Genomic DNA, 19,456 nt, shown 5'->3' on the forward strand with positions numbered 1-19,456 from the left:
GCTGCCGGGTGCGACTCGTCGGCGTGCGCCGACGTCCAGGTGACGAGCGCGGGCGGGCGTCGTCCAGCCCTGCCCCGCGGCCCGCCTCAGCCCACGGTCACCTGGAGCGTGTGGATGCCGGAGGCACCGTCGGGGAAGGGGTCTGCGCGCACGTTCTGCTGCACCTCTCCGCTGCCCGTGACCACGCGCGCGGAGATGCTGTGGGAGCCGGGCTCGGCGTCCCAGCGCAGGAACCACTGGCGCCAGTAGTCGTTGGCGACGTCGGGGCCGGCCTCCGCGTCGGTCCACGGGCCACCGTCGATGCTGACCTGCACCTGTCCGACACCGCCGGACTGCTGGGCCCACGCCACGCCGCCGATCGTGACCTCGCCGGCGTCCAGCTGCTCGAGGGCGGCGGGGGTGTCGATGCGGGCGGAGATCTTGATCGGGGCGTCGGTGGCCCAGTCGCGCTCGGTCCAGTAGGCCTGCGCGTCGTCGTAGGTGGTCAGCGTCATCCGGGTGATCCACTTGCAGGCGGAGACGAACCCGTAGAGGCCGGGCACGACCATCCGCGCCGGGAAGCCGTGCACCTGTGAGAGCGCCTCGCCGTTCATGCCGACCGCGATCATCGCGTCACGGCCGTCGGTGGCCACGGCGAGCGGGGTGGAGATGGTCATCCCGTCGAAGTCGGTGGAGAGGATCTGGTCGGCCCGGTCGCCGACACCCGCCTGGTCGAGCAGGTCGGTGAGCCGGACGCCGAGCCAGCGCGCGCCGCCCGCGTACGGACCGCCCACGGAGTTGGAGACGCAGGTCAGCGTGATGTCCCGCTCGATCAGGTCCATCGCGAGCAGGTCGTCGAACGTGAAGGTGAGCTCGTTCTCGACGTCGCCGTCGATGGTGAGCGTCCAGGAGTCGACGTCGACCGCCGGCACGTCGAGCCGGGTGTCGACGCGGTAGAAGTCGCCGATCGCCGTGCGCAGCGGCGTGATGCCCTTGACCTTGCCGTCGAGCCCGGTGGGGAAGGCCCCGGCCGGGTCGGCCGCCGGGGGCAGCGTGACGTCGGCCGGGCCCGTGCGCAGCCGCGCGACGAGACGGCTCGCGCCGCCCGCGGCGGCGGCCACCACCGCCAGTGCACCGGCGGCCAGGAGCACCCCGCGGCGGGTCGGTCGCGCGCCGGCGTCCGCCTCGTCGTCGGCGGGGTGCAGCCAGGGCAGGGAGGAGAGCCCGGACGCGGCGACGCGGTGCAGCAGCACCAGCGAGCCGACGCCCGCGACACCGGTGGCGATGCCGGGCACGGCGTCGAGGACGCCGGACTGCGGGCGCACCAGCGCGAGCACCGTGGCGACGAGCACCAGCAGGCCCTCGAGCGTCGCGCCCGCCACGAGCCGACGTCGGGCCAGCAGGCCCGCCACGGCGGCGAGGACCAGGACCACCACGAGCACGCTGCCGAGGAGGATCGCCTTGTCGGCGGTGCCGAAGGTCTCGATCGCCCAGTTCTTCAGCGGCGTCGGGGTGAGGTCGATGACGGTGGAGCCCGTGGCGAGCACGGGCGAGGCGTCAGGTCTGACCAGGGCGGCGACCAGCTGACCGACGGCGAGGCCGACGAGCGTGGAGACCACGCCCATCAGCGCCCAGGTGGGGGCGCCGACGGCGCGGTTGGACTCGGTGCGGGGGGTCTCCATGCGAGTGGTTCGGAGCGGGCGCCCGGACGGCTTGGTCAGTCGGTGCCGGTCCTGTTGTCGGCCGTGGTGCCCGCGGCGGTGACCAGGTAGCTCTGGCCGTGGCGGGTGGTCCACTCCCAGCCGGTGGCGAGCCCCTGGGTGTCGAGGGCGCGGTGGTAGGCCCAGCCGAGGTGGGTCTTGGCGCGGTGGTGCCGTCGGCACAGGGGCGCGGCGTTGTCGGTCGCGGTCGGGCCGCCCCTGGCGTGGGGGAGCACGTGGTCGAGGTCGGCACGGCGTGAGGGTCGGCGGCACCACGGGAACACGCAGGTCGGCTCCGTCAGCACGACGTGTTCTCGGAACCGGTCGGGGAACTCGTAGGCCTCGCTGTGCCGTCGCACGCGTGCGTCGATCACGGGCCTGACCGTGAGGGTGGATCTCGCGGGTGAGTCGGTGATCCACCTGGCGAGGACGTCGAGGGTGGTGAATCCACCGCCCAGGGCGCTGAGGCTCCCGGGTCCGGACTCGATCCTCGCGAGTGGCTCCTGATGGCGGTCGGCGGTGCCCTCGACCGCGGCGCGGACCGCGTCCTCGGAGAGGTGCACGTAGACGGTCATGTCCCGGGTCGTCGTGGGCCGGGCGGTCGTCCGGGGCAGGTGGCCCTGGAGCTGACGGCGGGCGATCTCGCCGAGGGCGGCCGCGCGGCGGACGTCGAGGGAGTCGACCGAGCCCGCCTCCCGGAGCTCGTCAGCGACCTGGCTCAGCGCGGCGTCGAGGTCCGCGGCGTCCGTGACGTCCGTGACGTCCGTGACGTCGAGCATCACGTCGACGCAGACGACGCCGGTGTGGTCGATCATCCGGTGGCCGGCGGGGGTCTGGTCGAGCGTGACGTGACGGGTCTCGGCGGCGTCGAGCGCCTGCTCCTCGGCGGCCTCCGGGTCGAACCGCACCAGCGCCTCGGTGACGAGCCGGTCGAGGGCGGTGGGGCCGATGCGGTGGCCGACCCCGGCGAGCTGGGCGTCGACGAACGCCGCTCCTGCGGCCGGCAGGTGCATCGTCCGCCGTGCGACCAGGCGGGCCCTGGACCAGGGCAGGGCGTGGTCGACCTCGCGGGCGTCGACGACCCGCACCCCTCCGTCGTCGCCCAGGGCGAGCCCGCGGGTCAGTGCCGCCCACGAGCGGGGCAGCCGGTGGCGGAGCTCGACGACGTCGCCGATGAAGGACCGACCGGCGTCGGTCGACATCCCCAGCGCGGCGGCCCACTCGACCACTGCCGCCTCGGTCACCAGTGGCGACCCCGGGCCGCCGAGGTCGAGGGGGCGGTCGCCGTGCAGGAAGGCCGGCGTCTCCCAGGCGTAGGCGGCGGCATCGGCGAGGCCCATCACGGCCTGCTCGGGGTGGGCCTCGACCCACGCCACCGTCGCCTGGGCGACCTCGACGTCGGCGACGTGCCGGGCGCGCCTGGCGTCGCGGACGCGCGTCAGGAGCGAGGCAGTGGGGTGGGTGCCCCTGGCCTCGTCGACGTCACGCTCCACGGTGCAGGTCATGCCTGACAGTTTACGCGATGATGAGTTCGAATCACAGGGTGTGGACTGGCCTGTGGAGAACGCTGAGGGTGGGCGTTGGCGGTCGGGTGCAGGGGTCTCGTGGCTCGTCGCCGGGGCTCCTCGCACCTCGACCACCGGTGGGTGCGGGTGCAGGGGTCTCGTGGCTCGTCGCCGGGGCTCCTCGCACCTCGACCACCGGTGGGTGCGGGCCGGCCTCCTCGCACCTTGACCACCGGTGGGTGCGGGCCGGCCTCCTCGACCGCGGGCGGGCCGCAGGGCAGGATGCGCCGCATGGACGCCCCCCTGGTCCGCACCGACGTCGACGGCGCCGTCGTGACCCTCACGCTCGACTCCCCGGCCAACCGCAACGCGCTCTCGCGGCGGCTGCTGGCCGAGCTGGACGCGGCGCTCGTGGCCGCGGCCGAGCGCCCCGGCACGCGGGTCGTGGTGCTCGCCGCCACCGGCCGGGTCTTCTGCGCGGGCGCGGACCTGAGCGAGGCCGCGGGCGGGTCCATGGAGGAGACGACCGCGGCCATCGTCGGCCTGCAGCGACGCATGCTCACCCTGCCCGTGCCCGTGCTGGCCCGGGTGCAGGGTCCGGTCCGCGCCGGCGGCCTCGGCCTGGTCGCGGCCGCGGACGTGGTGGTCGCCTCCACGCAGGCGACCTTCGCGCTCACCGAGGTGCGGCTCGGCCTGGCCCCGCTCGCCGTCAGCCTCACCGTGCTGCCCCGGCTCACCGACCGGGCAGCGGCCTGGGCGGCGCTGGGCGGCGAGGTCTTCGACGCCGCCACCGCCACGTCCTGGGGCCTGGTCACCACCGTCGTCGACGCCGACGACCTCGACGCCGAGGTCGGGTGGCGGGCCGACGTCCTCGCCCAGGGGGACCCGCAGGGCCAGCGGGAGACCAAGGCGCTGCTCGTCGCCGACCTCGTCGCGCGGATCGACGCGGAGGGTGCGAACGTGGCCCGCCGCTCGGCCACCCTGTTCGGCTCCGACGCGGCGCAGGCCGCGATGGCGGCGTTCCTCGAGCGGGGCCGTGGAAGAAATTCCTGACACGGGGGCAACCGGACGGGGGGTCGACCCGGTCCTCCAGGACATGACCACCCGATCTCGGGACCGGGAGACCACCACCGGACCCTCAGCGCAGGCGCCCGCCGCCGACACCGTGGGGCACGCCGCCCACGACGTCGCCGCGCCCTCGGCCGCGCACTCGCGCACCCGCCGCAAGGCGTCGGTGCCGTTCGAGGACTTCGTGGCCGCCCGCTCCGGTGCCCTGCTGCGCACCGCCTACCTGCTGACCCACGACCACGCGCTCGCCGAGGACCTCCTCCAGACCGCGCTGGCCAAGGCGTGGCCCGCCTGGGACCGGATCGACGAGCCCGAGGCGTACCTGCGCCGCGTCCTCGTCACCACCTTCTCCTCGTGGTGGCGCCGCAAGTGGAACGGCGAGACGCCCACCGAGGTGCTGCCCGAGACCTCCGCCCCCGACGCCCACGACGCGGCCGGCACCCGGGACGACCTGTGGTCGGCGATGGCCCGGCTGCCACGGCGCCAGCGGGCCGTCGTCGTCCTGCGCTACCTCGAGGACCTCACCGAGGCGCAGACGGCCGAGGCCCTCGGCTGCTCGGTGGGCACCGTGAAGTCCCAGACCTCCAAGGCGTTCGCGAAGCTGCGGATCGACCCCTCCCTGACCGACCACCACCCCACGACCACCACCTCCGAGCAGACCGGGGAGGAGCTGTCATGAGCCCCACGATCGACGACCTGCGCGCCACCCTCGACCAGCGTGGCCACGACGTGGACGCCGGCGGCGTCGACGTGCACGCCCGCCTCTCCGGCGTCCGGCACCGCGTCGCGGCCGCCCGCCGTCGTCGTGCCGCCGCCGTCTCCACCGCCGCCGCGGTCGTGCTCGCCGGCGTCCTCTCCGTCGGCGTGCTCACCCGCGGCGCCCCGGTCGACGACGGCCTCGTGGTCGCCGGCCAGGACGTGGCGGAGCAGGTGAGCCTGCCGCTGGGCGAGTACGCCTACCAGCGGTCGGTGGACCTCGACGACATGGAGGACCCGAACGGCGTCGTCCGCGACAGGACGGTTGCCGAGGAGCTCCTGCGACGCCAGGTCACCCTGCCTCGTGCAGGTGTCGACCAGGCGGTCGCGCTGGTCGCCTCGGGGCTCGACGGCGGCACCGTGACCCTGCGGACCCTGTACGGCGGACCCGGGCTCGTCCGCCTCACCGAGGACGGCACCACGCCTGTCGCGTCCGTCGGCACCGGGCGCACCGACCTCGTGCTGGTCCTCCGTGACGTCCCGGCCGACGCCGAGGTGGCGCTCGTGGTCTACGACCGCAGCGACACGCGGATCGACGCGCTCTACGCGCCCGACGGCTCGGCCTGGTTCCGGGACGAGGTCGGGGGTCGAACCCGGCTGGCCGGCGCCTTCACGCCGACCGAAGGTCGGGCCACCGCCTCCCTGACCTTCACCGGAGCCCTGGGCAGCACCCTCATCTCCGACTACTGCCGCAGTGACGTGAAGGGCGCCTACGCCACCGTGCTGGTCGACGGTGGTCTGAGCTCCTCGGGCGGTTGTGTCGGCGAGGCCGGCGACGCCTTCATCGGTGGCGTCACCTTCACCAGCCAGGACAAGGTCACGGAGCACACCCTGGAGATCCGGGTGACCCGCGGCGAGGACGGCCCGCTGCTGGACGCCTCCCAGGTGGTGGCCGGCGTCGCCGGGTACGCCGCCGACCCCGACGACACCGTCCTGAGCGACGGCACCCGCAGCGGGGACGACGTCGACGCCCGGATCGAGGTCGACGGCCGCGCCTGGGTGCTGGAGCAGGTCGTCGAGCTGTCCGGCCGGGACAGCCTCACCGCCGACATCGACCTCACCGAGGAGCCCGACGCGCGGTACGTGGACGTCACCTACGCGCGCGGACGCACGACCCTGAAGGCCGTCGGGTCGGTCAGCGGCAGGGCCCTGAGCGGTCGTGCGACCCACGTCGCCAGCGGCGGGTGGATGACCGGCCAGATGAGTGGCGTGCTGCTCCAGGGGGAGCGCTGGCAGGTCACCCTCGCCAGGCCGCAGGGCGCGCTCGAGGAGGGCGGTGGGGCCCTGCTCGTGTACGCCCCCGTCGACGAGTGAGCACCTGGGCCACGGCTCACCCCCCGGTTGGCGCCGTGGACGGACACCCGGACGGGTAACGTTGTCGTCTTGCCGCGCCCGGTGGGAGGGCGCGGACGCGCACGCGCGCGGACGAGGACCCCCATCCGGGACAGCACGACGAGGAGCAGCGTTGACCGAGGTCAGCAGCAGCGGTGACGAGCAGCGGCGTCCGGAGGACGTGGCCGCGACCGAGACGGCGGCCGAGCAGGCCTACGTCGACACGGTGTTCGCCCAGCTCGAGGTGAGCGCCAAGGCGGCGCAGGACCTCGCCAAGGAGGGCCACAGCCGCGGCGCGCTGGGCCACGAGGGCGGCCTCGTGGAGCGCGACGCGATGGTCTTCCAGGCGGCCAAGCGGATCGCCCAGCTCGACGCGGCCCACGAGGGCCTGGTCTTCGGCCGGCTCGACCTCGACCCCTCCGTCGACGACCGACCCCGCTACATCGGCCGCATCGGCCTGCGCGACGCCGAGCGGGAGAGCCTGCTCATCGACTGGCGCGCCCCGGCGGCGTCCGTCTTCTACCAGGCCACGGCCGCCACGCCGCAGAGCGTGCTGCGCCGCCGCGTCCTGCGCTCCAAGGGCCGCGTGGTCGAGGGCGTCGAGGACGAGCTGCTGGACGGCGAGGGCATGGAGGCCGCCGGCCTCGACCTGCCGATCGTCGGCGAGGGCGCGCTCATCGCCCAGCTCTCCCGGGCCCGCGACCGGTCGATGCACTCGATCGTCGCGACCATCCAGGCCGAGCAGGACCAGGCGATCCGGGCACCTGCCAAGGGCGTCGTCTCGATCTCGGGCGGCCCCGGCGTCGGCAAGACGGTGGTCGCGCTGCACCGCGCGGCCTACCTGCTCTACACCGACCGTCGCCGCTACGAGTCCGGCGGCGTCCTCGTCGTCGGCCCCTCCGGCGTCTTCATGCGCTACATCGAGCGCGTGCTGCCCTCGCTCGGCGAGACCGCCGTCGCGCTGCGCTCCCTGGGCGAGGTCGTGGACGGCGTCCGCGCGACGCGCCAGGACGACCCGGCCGTGGCCGCGGTCAAGGGCTCCGCGCGGATGGCCACGGTGCTCCGGTCGCTCTCGCGGCAGCAGGCGCCCGACAGCCCCACGAGCTTCCGCACCTTCTACCGCGACGACGTGCTCACGCTCGACCGCGGCACGCTCGGCCGCATCCGTCGCCAGCTGATGAACCAGGGCCGACGCAACCGGCAGATGCCGCGCGTGCCCGGCGCCCTGCTGGACGCGCTGTGGCGCCAGGTGCGCTCCGAGCGTGGCCGCGAGCGGGGCCGGGAGTCGTTCAACGAGGACCTCAAGGGCGACCCGAAGTTCCTCGACTTCGTCGCCGCCTGGTGGCCCCCGCTGGACGCCCGGGAGGTGCTCGGCTGGCTGCGCGAGCCCGACATGCTCGCCCGGGTGGCCGGCTCGGAGCTCTCCAAGGACGAGCAGGACCTGCTGGTGAAGTCCTACGGCCACGGCACCGACGACCTCTCGATCCAGGACGTCGCGCTGCTCGACGAGCTGCGCTACGCCATCGGCGACGTGCCGCAGAAGACCGACGACGAGGCCAGCCTCGACGACACCGGCCTGCTCGAGGGCGGCCTCGACATGGCCGAGCTGTTCACCGCCGCCGACCGCGAGTTCGCCCCGGCCGGCCGCGCGTGGCAGGCCCCGCAGCACAAGATCGAGGACGACCCGTTCGCGCACGTCCTCATCGACGAGGCGCAGGACCTGACCCCGATGCAGTGGCGCATGGTCGGACGCCGCGGGCGCACCGCGACCTGGACGATCGTCGGCGACCCGGCGCAGTCGTCGTGGCCGGTGCCCGAGGAGGCGGCCGCCGCCCGCGCCGAGGCGCTGGAGAAGAAGGCCACGCACTCGTTCCACCTCGGCACGAACTACCGCAACTCCTCCGAGATCTACTCCTTCGCCGCGGCCTACGCCGAGCGCGTGGGCCTGGACGCCGACCTGCCGACCGCGGTCCGCTCCACCGACGAGCACCCCGTGGTGCTGGAGGACGTCGACGACCTCGAGGCGTCCGTGCGCGAGGTGGTGGACGGCCTGGCCGGCCGCGTCGCCGGCACGGTCGGCATCGTCGTCCCCGTGGCCCGTCGCAGCGAGGTGAACTCCTGGCTGGCGAGCTGGCCCGAGCGCGCCGAGGACGCCCCGCACGCCCGCGCGGCGATCGACTCCACCGACGCCCCCAGCGGCGACGACCGGGTCGTCGTGCTGACCGGCCTGGACACCAAGGGCCTGGAGTTCGACGCGATCGTGGTCGTGCGCCCGCAGGAGATCGAGGACGAGTCGCCGACCGGCCGCGCCACGCTCTACGTCGTCCTCACCCGCGCCACGCAGCTGCTGACCACCATCAGCTGAGCACCATCAGCCGAGCACCGGCGCCGGACGGGCTCGGCCCGCGACTACCCTGCAGCCATGACCAACGACGTCGCCGCTGCCCGGGAAGCCATCGAGGCCATCCAGGGGCACGAGGCGTGGGCGATCATCCGCCGCTCCACGCGCGCGGGTGACAACCCGACCGTCGGCGTGCTCGGCGGCAAGCGGTGGGTCGCGGACTCGCTCATGGACGTCCCGCTGGAGACCGGCGTCCCCGAGCCCGGACGCTTCGCCGACCGGCTCGTGGCCGTCCCGTTCCGGCAGGTCGCCGAGCGCGGGTTCGACGCCCACGACGACGGCACCCCGCTGGTCGTGGTCGACGTCGAGGACGAGCGCGAGTTCTCGGTCGACGACGTGGTCGCGGCCATCACCGAGGTGCCGGTCGAGCTCGCCGACGCCGGCGGCTTCGACACCGACGACGAGGCCTACGCCGAGGTCGTCAAGCAGATCATCACCGACGAGATCGGCCAGGGCGAGGGCGCCAACCTCGTCGTCGGTCGCCCGTTCCACGCCACCGTCGCCGACTGGGACGCCGCGCGCGCCCTCACCGTCTTCAAGCGCCTGCTCGAGCGCGAGCGCGGCGCCTACTGGACCTACGTCTTCTTCACCGGCGACCGCTACCTCGTCGGCGCCACCCCGGAGCGTCACGTCTCCGTGCGCGACGGCGCGGTGCGGATGAACCCGATCTCCGGCACCTTCCGGCTGCCCCGCCCGGCCGCCGACGGCACCGCGGTGCCCGCCGCCGCGCTGAAGAGCGACCTCCTGGACTTCCTCTCCGACGAGAAGGAGATCTACGAGCTCTTCATGGTGGTCGACGAGGAGCTGAAGATGATGTGCGACATCTGCTCCGAGGGCGGCCAGGTGCTCGGCCCGTTCCTCAAGCCGATGAGCCACCTCATCCACACCGAGTACCTGCTGGCCGGCCAGACGCACCGCGACGTGCGCGAGGTGCTGCGCGACACGATGTACGCGGCCACCGTCACCGGCTCCCCGGTCGAGAACGCGTGCCGCCTGATCAAGAAGTACGAGCAGCAGGGCCGCGGCTACTACGGCGCCGCGCTCGCCGTGCTCGGCCGGGACGAGGCGGGCGGCCCCGTCCTCGACAGCCCGATCGTCATCCGCACCGCCGACGTGGACCTCGAGGGCAACCTCACCGTCACCGCGGGCGCCACGCTGGTGCGCGACTCCGACCCGCACTACGAGGTCGCCGAGACCCACGCGAAGGCCGGCGGCATCCTCTCCGCCTTCGGGCTCGTGCCCCCGGCCCCGCCGACCACGGTGGACGTGCCGGCGCTGGTCAACGACGAGGACGTGCTGCTGCGGCTCAACCAGCGCAACCGGCGCCTCTCCCAGTTCTGGCTCACCGACCAGGCCGGCGAGGACCCCGACCCGGCCCTCGCCGGCAAGAGCGTCGTCATCCTGGACGGGGAGGACGACTTCGTCCGCATGCTCCGCCACGTCCTGGCGACCCTGGGGCTGACCAGCACGGTCGTGCGGCACGAGGACTACGTGCCGGGCTGCCTCGACGGTCACGACCTCGTGCTCGTCGGGCCGGGCCCCGGCGACCCCCGCGACGGCGACGACCCGAAGATGGCGAGCCTGCGGCACGCGGTCTCCTCGGTGCTCGAGACCGAGCAGCCGTTCCTGGCGGTGTGCCTGGGGCACCAGGCGCTGTGCCACACCCTCGGCCTGCCGCTGGGCTACAAGGACATCGTCTTCCAGGGCACCCAGTCGCCCGTGCCGTTCGAGGGCCGCACCGAGCGGGTCGGCTTCTACAACACGTTCGTGGCCCGCGTGGGCGAGGACGTGGCGCTGCCGGCGGGCACGGTCGTCGACGCCGACCCCGAGAAGGGCGACGTGCACGCCATCCACGGGCCGCACTTCACCGGCATCCAGTTCCACGCGGAGTCCATCCTGACCCAGCACGGCGTGGACCTGCTGCACCGCATCCTGCTGCGCCTGCTGGGCTGACGTCTACCGCGGATCGTCGTTCCAGTCATCACTCATCTTCGGTAATCGCAGCAAAAGTAAAGCGATCTGTTGCCTTGACGCCGCGGGCTCGTCTAGCCTCGTGACCAGCCCGGCGGGGACTGCCCCCCAGCCTTGCCGGGCCCCTACTCCCCCCCCGGCAGAACCCCGTAGAACCCCTGGTCAGAGTCGTCGTCCGACGCGTGGCACCCACGCTCCGACGGCCGGGCGGGTGCCCGACGCGTCGTCGTCGGTCGCTATCGTGTGCCGGTGCCGGAGCGCTCCGTGATCGTGGTCGACCACCACGACTCCTACACGCAGAGCCTCGTGCACCTCGTCGCCGCGGTGACCGGGGTGCTGCCCACGGTCGTCCAGCACGACGAGACCGACGTGGCCACCGTGCTCGCGCACTCCCACGTGGTCCTCTCGCCGGGGCCCGGCCACCCCGCCGACGAGCACGACTTCGCCGTCGGCCGCGGCGTGCTGCGGGCGGGCACGCGGCCGGTCCTGGGCGTCTGCCTGGGCCTGCAGGGCATGGTCACCACCTTCGGCGGCACGGTCGAGCGGGTCCGGCCCGCGCACGGCGAGGTCGCCACCGTGCAGCACGACGGACGGGGGGTCTTCGCCGGCGTGCCCGGCCCCTTCGCCGCCGTCCGCTACCACTCGCTGGCCGCGACCCGCGTGCCCGACTGCCTCACGGTCACCGCCACCTGCACCGACCCCGACGGCACCGAGGTGGTGATGGGCGTGCGGCACCGCACGCTGCCGCTGGAGGCCGTGCAGTTCCACCCCGAGTCGGTGCTCTCCGAGCACGGCCTCGACCTGGTCGCGGCTTTCCTCGCGCCCGGCTTCGGCGTCGAGACCCGCGGGGGAGGGGACGCGTGAGCACCGCGCCGGAGCCACGGGACCTCGCGGCCGAGCGGTTCGCCGAGGTCGCCCGCGCCACCGACCGCTGCGTCTGGCTGGACGGGGTGGGGGCGCGCGAGTGGTCCGGACGCGACTCGGTGCTCGCCTGGTGCGAGCCGGAGGACGTCTCGTTCAGCTACGACGCGACCCGGCGCGAGGTCACCCGGCACGCCGGCGGACGCGCCCGCGTGGTCGGCGACGACCCCTTCGCGGTGCTGCGCGCCGAGCTGGCGGCGGCGCCCGGCGCCCGCTGGTACGGCTACCTCGGCTACGCGGCCCGGCCCGACCTGCCGGCACACCCCGACCCCGACCTCCCCGACGCGGTGTGGCTGCGTCCCTCGCGGGTCGAGCGGCTGCCGGCCGGTCGACCCCCGGCGCCCCGGGGGCACGCGGCGGCGGCGGAGAACGGGGCGGAGCAGGACGGGGCGGAGCAGGACGGGGACGACGGCACCCCGCCGTCGTCCTACCTCGCGCAGTTCGCGCAGGTGCAGGAGGCGCTGCACGCGGGCCTGAGCTACGAGGTGAACCTGACCCGCCGGGAGCGGGTGGAGGCTGCCGCCGACCCCGTCGAGGTCTACCTGGCCCTGCGGGCGGCGAACCCCGCCCCCTACGCCGGGTACCTGGCCCACGACGTGCCCGGGGCCCGCGCCTGGCTGCTCTCCTCCAGCCCCGAGCGCTACGCCCGCGTCGCCGACGGCACGATCGAGGCGCGGCCGATCAAGGGCACGACCCCGCGCGGAGCGACCCCGGCGCAGGACGCGGCCGCCGCCGACGCGCTGCGTCACGACCCGCGCTACCGCGCCGAGAACCTGATGATCACCGACCTGCTGCGCCACGACGTGGCCGGCGTGAGCGCGCCGGGCTCGGTGACGGTGCCCGAGCTCATGACGGTGGAGTCCTACCCGAGCGTCCACCAGCTGGTGAGCACCGTGCGGGGGCGGCTGCGACCCGGCACCGACGCCCTGGCCGCCGTGCACGCCCTGTTCCCGGCCGGCTCGATGACGGGGGCGCCGAAGCTGCGCACGATGGACGTGATCGCGGCCGTGGAGGACTCCCCGCGGGGCGTCTACGCCGGGGCGTTCGGCTGGCTCGACGCGGCCGGCGCCGACCTGGGCGTGGTGATCCGCTCGCTGGTCACGGCGGGCGAGGGCACCTGGACGCTGGGCACCGGGGGCGGGGTGACCGTGCACTCCGACGCGGACTCCGAGCACGCGGAGACCCAGTGGAAGGCCGAGCGGCTGCGGGCCGTCCTGGCCGCGGTGGCCCGACGCCCGGGTGAGGCGGGTCCGTGAGCCCGGCCACGACGATGAAGGAGCGCGGGTGGTGTCACCCGCTGGTAACCGGAGGTGGTTAGGGTCGAGTCCATGGAGAAGCCGCACGTCATCGTGCTCTTCGGCGCGACGGGTGACCTGGCCCGCCGCAAGCTGCTGCCCGGGCTGATGCACCTGTTCCAGGCGGGCCTGCTCAAGGATGCCCGGATCGTCGGCACCTCGCTGGAGCCCTACTCGAACGAGGAGTTCGTGAAGGTCGCTCGCGAGGCGTGCGAGGAGTTCGGCAAGGAGAAGTTCCAGGAGTCCTCCTGGCAGACCTTCGCCGAGGTGCTCAGCTACGTGCCGCAGGGCGCGGGCGCCGAGCCGCTGGCCGCCGAGGTCGAGCGCGTCGAGGAGATGCTGCCGGGCGAGGAGCGCGACAAGCGCCGCCTCCACTACCTCTCCGTGCCGCCGAAGGCGGCGCTGGACGTGCTGCGCCAGCTGGACGAGGCCAACCTGGTCGACCGCGCGCGGATCATCATGGAGAAGCCCTTCGGCACCGACCTGGAGTCGGCGAAGGCGCTCAACCGCCGGGTGCACACCGTCTTCGCCGAGGACCAGGTCTTCCGCATCGACCACTTCCTCGGAAAGGAGGCGGCCCAGAACATCCTGGCGTTCCGCTTCGCCAACGGTCTGTTCGAGCCGATCTGGAACCGCAACTTCATCGACCACGTGCAGATCGACGTGCCGGAGACCCTCGGGCTCGAGGGGCGCACGAAGTTCTACGAGACCACCGGCGCCTTCAAGGACATGGTGGTCACCCACCTCATGCAGGTGCTGGCGTTCACCGCGATGGAGCCGCCCACGGCGCTGACGCCGGGCCCCATCAGCGAGGAGAAGCTCAAGGTCTTCCGCTCGATGCGGCCGCTGGAGCCGAACAACGTCGTGCGCGGCCAGTACACCGGCTACCGGGGCAAGGAGGAGGTGGCGGACGACTCCGACACCGAGACCTTCGTGGCGCTCAAGGCCGAGATCGACAACTGGCGCTGGGCCGGCGTCCCCTTCTACCTGCGCACCGGCAAGAAGCTCGCCGAGGGCGCGCGGATCATCTCGATCGCGTTCAAGGAGCCGCCGCTGACGATGTTCCCGTCCGGCTCCAACGTGGGCACCCAGGGCCCGGACCACCTCACCTTCGACCTGGCCGACCAGTCGAAGATGTCGCTGTCCTTCTACGGCAAGCGGCCCGGCCCGGGCATGAAGCTCGACAAGATGTCGATGCAGTTCTCCACCCACGAGACCGCGGCCTCCGGGCTGGTGCTCGAGGCCTACGAGCGCCTCATCCACGACGCGATGCGCGGCGACCACACGCTGTTCACCACCGCGGACGGCATCGAGGAGCTGTGGGCCAAGTCCATGCCGCTGCTCGACAACCCGCCGCCGGTGCGCTCGTACTCGCCCGGCTCGTGGGGGCCCAACGCCATCCACCAGCTGATCGCGCCGCACGCATGGCGGCTGCCGTTCGAGCGGGCCTGGCGGGAGAGCAACCCCAACGAGTGGTGAGGCCCGGCAGGGCCCGGTGTGAGGGTCAGGACGTGGCGGGGTATCCCGCGTCCTCCATGTCACCGAGCCCGCCGCCGTTGACAAGGTCGGTGAACCCGGCGTCCGTCATCTGCTCGATGGCTGCGCCCGCGCGGCTGCCGGAGCGGCAGTAGACGACGTAGGCGGCCTCGGGGTCGAGCGCGGCGATCTCCTCGGCGAACGTCGAGGCGGAGACGTCGATGTTGACCGCGCCCTCGACGTGCCCGTCGGCGAACTCCTCGGGGGTGCGCACGTCGACGATCGTGGCGCCGCCGTCGATCGCGTCCGCGACGGCGGAGGAGCCGGCCGTCGACTCGGACGAGCCGCAGGCGGCGAGACCGAGGGACAGCCCGAGCGTGAGGCCGACGGCGAGCAGGAGCGAGGAGAGGCGGCTACGCATGCCCCGAGCGTAGCACCGCAACCCCTAGGGGGGTTGCGGACGAGCCGTGCTCAGGCGTGGCGCTCAGGCCAGGTCGCCGGCCTTGGGGCTCGGGCCGTACGCGTTGTCGCCGGGCTCGCTGTCCATCACGAAGAAGACGATGAGCACGACGAAGCCGACGAACGGCACGAGGCCGATGAGCAGCCACCAGCCGGTCCGGCCGATGTCGTGCAGGCGCCGCACGCCGACCGCGATGACCGGCACGATCAGGCCGAGCGAGACGATCACCGAGATGATGCCGAACAGCACCGCGCCGGCGTCCCCGGTGATGCTGGCCAGGATGTTCAGCACGATGTTGACCAGCACGACGGCCAGGTAGAACCACCAGTACTCCGAGCGCCGCGCGCGGCCGGTGAAGTCGGCGTAGTGGGTGAGGACGTGGCGGACGGCGTCGGTGAACGACATGGTGGCCCCTGGGAGGAGTGCTCGCGGATGGTCGAGCCGGGACGCTAGCGAACTCCGCCGAGCGGTGTCAGCCCCCGGTACGGACCGGCGCGTCGGCCTGCCCGGGCAGCTGGAGCACCATCCGGGCCCCGCCCAGGGGCGAGCGGCCGGCGACCACGGTGCCGGAGTGCCGCTCCGCCGCCTGCGCGACGATCGAGAGGCCGAGGCCGGAGCCGGGCATCGTGCGCGACTCGTCCGCGCGGTAGAAGCGCTCGAAGACGTGCGGCAGGTCGGCGTCGGGGATGCCGGGGCCCTCGTCGTCGACGGTGAGGACGCCCTCGACCAGCGACACCTGCACCCGACCGTCCGTCGGGCTCCACTTGGCCGCGTTGTCGAGCAGGTTCGTCACCGCCCGCTCGAGCGTCCCGGGCTCGCCGCGGGTGAACCAGGGGCGCAGGTCGGTCTCGAAGACGGCGCCGGGCGCGCGGCGGCGCACGCGGGCCAGCGCGTGCTCGACCACCTCGACGAGGTCGAGGTCCTCCACCGTGTGGCCCATCTCCTCGTCGCGGGCGAGCTCGACCAGGTCGCCGACCAGGGTGGAGAGCTCCTCGACCTGGGCGCGGACGTCGTCGAGCACCTCCGCCACCGCCTCGGGCGGCAGCACGATGTCGTCGCTGCGGGCCTGGGCGAGCAGCTCGATGTTGGTGCGCAGCGAGGTCAGCGGCGTGCGCAGCTCGTGGCCGGCGTCCGCCACCAGGCGCTTCTGCCGCTCCCGCGAGGAGGAGAGGGAGGCCAGCATCAGGTTGAAGGACGTGGCCAGGCGCGCGACCTCGTCGTCGCCCTCGACCGCCAGCGGCTCGAGCCGCTCGGTGCGGGCGATCTCCTCCACTCCCCGGGTGAGCGTGCGGACCGGGCGCAGGCCGCTGCCGGCCACCGCCCAGCCGGCCAGGGCGGCCACGAGGACGCCGGCCACGCCCAGGACGAGGGTCACCGCGCCGAGCTTGGCGAGCACCGACTCCTGCGAGGTGAGGGACTGGGCCAGCACGAGGGCCTGGCCGGCCTGGTCCGGCACGGGCACGGTCACGACCCGGAAGCGCTCGCCGTCGTCGGTGACGAGGGTGCGCAGCGAGCCCTCGCTCAGGCCCTGGGCCACCGCGATCTCGGGCTCGCCGATCGTGAGGCCGGTGCCGGTGGTCTGCGGGGAGATGACGTTCACGGTGCCGCTGGTGACGTCCACGACGGCCACCCGGATCTCGCCGGCGGCCAGCGCGAACGCGGACAGCCCCTGCGCCGCGTCCCCCACCTGGTCGAGCTGGGCCACCGCCTGCGCGCGGGTCACGAGCGCCTCGTCGGAGGTGGAGCGGAGCTGGGCCCGGGTGGTGACGAACGCGCCGACGGCGACGGCGGCCACCGAGACGGCCACGGCGAAGGTGGTCAGCAGCGTGATCCGGCTGGCCAGCGAGCGCCGGTAGTGCCAGCGGTGACCGAGGGCGTCCGGGCCGAGGGTCGCCGTCATGACTCCTTCAGCACGTACCCGACGCCGCGGACCGTGTGGATGAGGCGGGGCTCGCCCTCGGCCTCGGTCTTGCGGCGGAGGTAGCCGACGTAGACCTCGAGGGAGTTGGCCGTCGTCGGGAAGTCGTAGCCCCAGACCTCCTCAAGGATGAACGAGCGCTCCAGCACCCGGCGCGGGCGCCGCAGGAACATCTCCAGCAGCGCGAACTCGGTGCGGGTGAGCTCGATGGCGCGGGAGCCGCGGCGGACCTCGCGGGTGGCGGTGTCCATCGTGAGGTCGGCGAAGGAGAGCTGCTCGGTGGCGTCGTCGCCGGCGGCCGGCACGACCCGGCGCAGCAGCGCGCGCAGCCGGGCCAGCAGCTCGGCGAGGGCGAAGGGCTTGGTCAGGTAGTCGTCCGCGCCGGCGTCCAGGCCCTCGACGCGCTCGCCCACCGCGTCCCGGGCGGTGAGCACGAGCACCGGCACGTCGTTGCCGGCGCTGCGCAGGGCGCGGGTCGACTCCAGGCCGTCCAGGCGCGGCATCATCACGTCCATCACCACGGCGTCGGGGCGGCGCTGCGCGATCGCGGCCAGCGCCTGCGCACCGTCGTCGGCGGTGGTGACCTCGTAGCCGTTGAACTCCAGCGAGCGGCGCAGCGAGTCGCGCACGGCACGGTCGTCGTCGACGACGAGGACGTGGGGCCGCGGCTGCGTCGCGTCGGCAGCGGCGGTGGAGGCTGCGGGAGTGGGCACGGCACCACTGTGTCAGAGGCTGCTGAACGGTCCCTGAGAGTGCGCCGCAGGGCGTGCGGCCGGTCCGGACCGGTCGGTCACAGGTACCGGCGGGCCGTCTCCGCGGCCCGAGGCCCGTAGCCGCCACCGAACAGGCAGGCGTGCACCAGCAGCGGGAAGAGCTGGTGCAGGCCGAGGCGGTCGCGCCAGCCCTCGGCCAGCGGGCTCGCCTCCTCGTAGGCCTCCAGCACCTGCGGCAGGTGCGGCAGCCCGAAGAGCGCCAGCAGCGCGAGGTCGGTCTCCCGGTGGCCGCCGTGCGCGGCCGGGTCGATGAGGTGCGGCACCGTCTCGGCGCCCGGCGGCGCCCCGACCGGCAGGCCCCACAGCACGTTGCCGTTCCACAGGTCGCCGTGCAGCCGCGCCGGTGCCTCCTCCGGGACGAGGCGGGGCAGCCGCCCCGCGACCTGCTCGATCGACGTGGCGTCCTCGGGCTCGATGGCGCCGCGGTCCCGGGCCAGCTTGAGGTAGGGCAGCACCCGCCGGACGGCGAAGAACTCGCCCCAGGTGGGGGCGGGTCGGTTCGGCAGGGGCAGCCGGCCCGCGTACCCGTCGCGCTCGGCGCCGAACGTCGGCGCGCCGGCCGCGTGCGTCGTCGCCAGGCCACGGCCCAGCGCGGCGGCGGCCTCGGCCGAGGCCCGCCCCGGCTCGACCCAGCGCAGGATCAGGCACTCCTCGTCCACGGCCAGGATCTCGGGGACGGGCACGCCGCCGGCGTCCGCGAGCCAGCGCAGGCCCGCGGCCTCGGTGGCGAAGAAGTCGGCCGGTGCCCCCGGCAGCGACTTCACCAGCGCGGTGCGGCCGTCGGAGAGACGGATCTTCGTGGCGTGCGCGATGTCGCCCCCGGCCACCTGAGAGGTGGCGGAGACGGCGGCCCCCAGGAGCCGTTCGGCGCGGCGCGCGACCCCGGTCGTCATGCGCGCCCCCGGACCCCGGGCAGGCGCTGGAGGGAGGCGACCACGCACGCGGCGACGCGCTCGCAGGTCTCCAGCGCCTCGGTGAAGCCGCGCTCGCCGCCGTAGTAGGGGTCGGCCACGTCGGCGCCGACGTGCACCGGGTCGTGGTCGCGGAAGAGGTGGACGCGCTCGCTGCGCCCGCCCAGGTCAGCCAGGTTGCTGCTGTCCATCGCGAGCAGCAGGTCGAACTCGGCGAACCAGGAGTCGTCCAGCTGCTGCCCGCGGTGGCCGCTGGGGTCGTAGCCGGAGGCGAGCAGCGCGGAGGCGGAGCGGTGGTCCATGGACTCCCCGACGTGCCAGCCGCCGGTCCCGCACGAGGCGACCCGCACGTGGCGCGCCAGCCCCGCCTCGTCCACGCGCTCGCGGAGCACCACCTCGCCCATGGGCGAGCGGCAGATGTTGCCGAGGCAGACGACGCCCACGGCGTAGCGGCCGGGGGTGCGGGGCGGGGGGAGAGGGGCGGTGCGCACGCCTCAGTCCTCCCCCAGGACGCCGTCCACGACCCAGGTCACGACCGTGACGATGATCGCGCCCCACACGGCGGACCAGAACCCGTCGACCCGGAAGCCGACGCCCAGCTGCTGGGCCAGCCACGAGGTGAGCAGCAGCATCGCGGCGTTGATCACGAGCAGGAACAGCCCGAGCGTGAGGATGATGAAGGGCAGCGAGAAGAACTGCAGCACCGGCTTCACCACGGCGCTGAGCGCACCCAGGATCAGGGCGGTGAGCAGCAGCGGGACGATCTTCTCGGTCCAGTCCCCGTTGCGGGGGATGAACCAGATGCCGCCGAGCAGCCAGGCAGCGACGGCCAGGGCGACGGCGTAGGACACGAGCCAGCTCACGAGGCGCACGTGGCGATCATGGCAGGTCCGTGGTCGGCCCCGACCCCCTTCCCGGGGGAGCCGTCCCGCTGGCCGCGCCCTGGCGAAACCGCTTGAGTCCGCATCTCGGCTGCCGATGCGAGGGATG

Annotated in this window: 17 protein-coding genes; 8 read left to right on the top strand and 9 right to left on the bottom strand. The window is 73.9% G+C overall.

What is annotated here, in order from left to right:
* Window positions 1–86 precede the first annotated feature (86 nt).
* Together M8330_RS08175 and M8330_RS08180 are read right to left on the bottom strand one after the other, a co-directional pair.
* Window positions 87–1,661 (bottom strand): molybdopterin-dependent oxidoreductase, encoded by a 1,575-nt coding sequence (locus M8330_RS08175; protein ID WP_250826938.1) that lies wholly within the window; start codon window positions 1,659–1,661, stop codon window positions 87–89.
* A 35-nt stretch (window positions 1,662–1,696) separates the two neighbouring features.
* Window positions 1,697–3,184, bottom strand: coding sequence for an HNH endonuclease signature motif containing protein (locus M8330_RS08180; RefSeq protein ID WP_250826939.1), 1,488 nt, complete (start codon window positions 3,182–3,184; stop codon window positions 1,697–1,699).
* A gap of 291 nt (window positions 3,185–3,475) precedes the next feature.
* On the opposite strand from M8330_RS08180, the gene M8330_RS08185 reads away from it, so the two are divergent.
* The 8 genes from M8330_RS08185 (at window position 3,476) to zwf (ending at window position 14,407) form a co-directional block, all read left to right on the top strand.
* Entirely contained in the window at window positions 3,476–4,237 is a 762-nt protein-coding gene (locus M8330_RS08185) for an enoyl-CoA hydratase-related protein (RefSeq protein WP_250826940.1), read from the top strand.
* A 43-nt stretch (window positions 4,238–4,280) separates the two neighbouring features.
* A complete protein-coding gene (locus M8330_RS08190; protein ID WP_250826941.1) occupies window positions 4,281–4,931 on the top strand; it encodes a SigE family RNA polymerase sigma factor in 651 nt (216 codons plus the stop codon).
* Window positions 4,928–6,322 (top strand): hypothetical protein, encoded by a 1,395-nt coding sequence (locus M8330_RS08195; protein ID WP_250826943.1) that lies wholly within the window; start codon window positions 4,928–4,930, stop codon window positions 6,320–6,322. Before M8330_RS08190 ends, M8330_RS08195 begins: the two co-directional genes overlap by 4 nt.
* 151 nt (window positions 6,323–6,473) lie before the next feature.
* Window positions 6,474–8,705 (top strand): HelD family protein, encoded by a 2,232-nt coding sequence (locus M8330_RS08200; RefSeq protein ID WP_250826944.1) that lies wholly within the window; start codon window positions 6,474–6,476, stop codon window positions 8,703–8,705.
* A 57-nt stretch (window positions 8,706–8,762) separates the two neighbouring features.
* A complete protein-coding gene (locus M8330_RS08205; protein WP_250826945.1) occupies window positions 8,763–10,694 on the top strand; it encodes an anthranilate synthase family protein in 1,932 nt (643 codons plus the stop codon).
* A 267-nt stretch (window positions 10,695–10,961) separates the two neighbouring features.
* Window positions 10,962–11,576 (top strand): anthranilate synthase component II, encoded by a 615-nt coding sequence (locus M8330_RS08210; protein ID WP_250051335.1) that lies wholly within the window; start codon window positions 10,962–10,964, stop codon window positions 11,574–11,576.
* Window positions 11,573–12,889, top strand: coding sequence for an anthranilate synthase component I family protein (locus M8330_RS08215; protein WP_250826946.1), 1,317 nt, complete (start codon window positions 11,573–11,575; stop codon window positions 12,887–12,889). The genes M8330_RS08210 and M8330_RS08215 overlap by 4 nt, the downstream gene beginning before the upstream one ends.
* 72 nt (window positions 12,890–12,961) lie before the next feature.
* Window positions 12,962–14,407, top strand: coding sequence for a glucose-6-phosphate dehydrogenase (gene zwf, locus M8330_RS08220; RefSeq protein WP_250826947.1), 1,446 nt, complete (start codon window positions 12,962–12,964; stop codon window positions 14,405–14,407).
* Between the two features lie 25 nt (window positions 14,408–14,432).
* Here the strand turns inward: zwf and M8330_RS08225 are convergent, their stop codons facing one another.
* From M8330_RS08225 to M8330_RS08255, 7 genes are all read right to left on the bottom strand, one after another.
* Complete coding sequence (locus tag M8330_RS08225) at window positions 14,433–14,825, bottom strand: rhodanese-like domain-containing protein (RefSeq protein ID WP_250826948.1); 393 nt, start codon at window positions 14,823–14,825, stop codon at window positions 14,433–14,435.
* Window positions 14,826–14,888: 63 nt separating this feature from the next.
* On the bottom strand, window positions 14,889–15,269 hold the full coding sequence (locus tag M8330_RS08230; protein ID WP_250826949.1) for a DUF805 domain-containing protein: 381 nt from the start codon (window positions 15,267–15,269) through the stop codon (window positions 14,889–14,891).
* Window positions 15,270–15,336: 67 nt separating this feature from the next.
* Complete coding sequence (locus M8330_RS08235) at window positions 15,337–16,764, bottom strand: sensor histidine kinase (RefSeq protein WP_250826950.1); 1,428 nt, start codon at window positions 16,762–16,764, stop codon at window positions 15,337–15,339.
* Window positions 16,761–17,495, bottom strand: a complete 735-nt coding sequence (locus M8330_RS08240) for a response regulator transcription factor (RefSeq protein WP_250826951.1) — start codon at window positions 17,493–17,495, stop codon at window positions 16,761–16,763. The genes M8330_RS08235 and M8330_RS08240 overlap by 4 nt, the downstream gene beginning before the upstream one ends.
* Window positions 17,496–17,572: 77 nt before the next feature.
* Window positions 17,573–18,448 (bottom strand): fructosamine kinase family protein, encoded by an 876-nt coding sequence (locus M8330_RS08245; protein WP_250051325.1) that lies wholly within the window; start codon window positions 18,446–18,448, stop codon window positions 17,573–17,575.
* Complete coding sequence (locus M8330_RS08250; protein ID WP_250826952.1) at window positions 18,445–18,957, bottom strand: low molecular weight protein-tyrosine-phosphatase; 513 nt, start codon at window positions 18,955–18,957, stop codon at window positions 18,445–18,447. The genes M8330_RS08245 and M8330_RS08250 overlap by 4 nt, the downstream gene beginning before the upstream one ends.
* Window positions 18,958–18,960: 3 nt before the next feature.
* Window positions 18,961–19,338 carry a phage holin family protein gene (locus M8330_RS08255; RefSeq protein WP_250051320.1) on the bottom strand — a complete coding sequence of 126 codons (378 nt, stop codon included), beginning with the start codon at window positions 19,336–19,338 and terminating at the stop codon, window positions 18,961–18,963.
* Between the last annotated feature and the right edge of the window lie 118 nt (window positions 19,339–19,456).

Source organism: Nocardioides bruguierae (assembly GCF_023656415.1).
Classification (GTDB): Bacteria; Actinomycetota; Actinomycetes; order Propionibacteriales; family Nocardioidaceae; genus Nocardioides; species Nocardioides bruguierae.

What these genes read in the sequence shown, in the direction of transcription:
- M8330_RS08175 (WP_250826938.1), bottom strand. Translation starts at nt 1,661, where the DNA reads ATGGAGACCCCCCGCACCGAGTCCAACCGCGCCGTCGGCGCCCCCACC.
- M8330_RS08180 (WP_250826939.1), bottom strand. Translation starts at nt 3,184, where the DNA reads ATGACCTGCACCGTGGAGCGTGACGTCGACGAGGCCAGGGGCACCCAC.
- M8330_RS08185 (WP_250826940.1), top strand. Translation starts at nt 3,476, where the DNA reads ATGGACGCCCCCCTGGTCCGCACCGACGTCGACGGCGCCGTCGTGACC.
- M8330_RS08190 (WP_250826941.1), top strand. Translation starts at nt 4,281, where the DNA reads ATGACCACCCGATCTCGGGACCGGGAGACCACCACCGGACCCTCAGCG.
- M8330_RS08195 (WP_250826943.1), top strand. Translation starts at nt 4,928, where the DNA reads ATGAGCCCCACGATCGACGACCTGCGCGCCACCCTCGACCAGCGTGGC.
- M8330_RS08205 (WP_250826945.1), top strand. Translation starts at nt 8,763, where the DNA reads ATGACCAACGACGTCGCCGCTGCCCGGGAAGCCATCGAGGCCATCCAG.
- zwf (WP_250826947.1), top strand. Translation starts at nt 12,962, where the DNA reads ATGGAGAAGCCGCACGTCATCGTGCTCTTCGGCGCGACGGGTGACCTG.
- M8330_RS08225 (WP_250826948.1), bottom strand. Translation starts at nt 14,825, where the DNA reads ATGCGTAGCCGCCTCTCCTCGCTCCTGCTCGCCGTCGGCCTCACGCTC.
- M8330_RS08230 (WP_250826949.1), bottom strand. Translation starts at nt 15,269, where the DNA reads ATGTCGTTCACCGACGCCGTCCGCCACGTCCTCACCCACTACGCCGAC.
- M8330_RS08235 (WP_250826950.1), bottom strand. Translation starts at nt 16,764, where the DNA reads ATGACGGCGACCCTCGGCCCGGACGCCCTCGGTCACCGCTGGCACTAC.
- M8330_RS08245 (WP_250051325.1), bottom strand. Translation starts at nt 18,448, where the DNA reads ATGACGACCGGGGTCGCGCGCCGCGCCGAACGGCTCCTGGGGGCCGCC.